Here is a 607-nt window from a genome sequence, read left to right on the forward strand (position 1 = left end):
TGCTCCAGTCGGGCCAGTTGCAGAACCTGTCGGACCAGTTATCCCAGTGGCTCCTGTTGGGCCGGTTGGACCTGGATCACCTTGTAAACCGGTTGGACCAGTCGGACCGATTACACCTTGCACTCCTTGTATTCCTTGTATTCCTGTTGGACCTACCTGCCCCATTTCTCCCTGGGGACCTTGTAAACCTTGAACACCAGTTTCCCCTTGTGGCCCTATTGGCCCCTGTTCCCCTTGAATTCCTTGAGAACCAGTTGGACCGGTTGGACCAATCGGACCCTGTATTCCTTGTATTCCGGTTACACCTTGTAAACCACTACCTCCTAAATTACCTTGCACACCTTGTATACCAGTATTTCCAGTTGGTCCAGTCGGCCCAATTTCCCCTTGCACTCCTTGTATTCCTTGTATTCCTGTTGGGCCGGTTGGACCGATTTCTCCTTGCATTCCTTGTATGCCTTGTATTCCTGTTGGACCGGTCGGACCGATTGGGCCAGGAATTCCTTGTATCCCTTGAATACCAGTTGGACCAGTCGGACCTCTTTCTCCTTGTATTCCTTGAACACCTTGTATTCCCTGTGGGCCTCGTTCTCCCATAGGTCCTTGA

The 607-nt window shown here is 51.6% G+C and carries 1 pseudogene; it reads right to left on the minus strand.

The annotated features are described in order from the left end of the window. Positions 1-607 (minus strand): annotated as a pseudogene (locus tag MR107_RS30305) (collagen-like protein); the annotation flags it as partial.

The sequence above is a fragment of the Bacillus cereus group sp. BfR-BA-01441 genome (genome assembly GCF_022663075.1).
In the GTDB taxonomy this organism is placed as follows: Bacteria; Bacillota; Bacilli; order Bacillales; family Bacillaceae_G; genus Bacillus_A; species Bacillus_A cereus.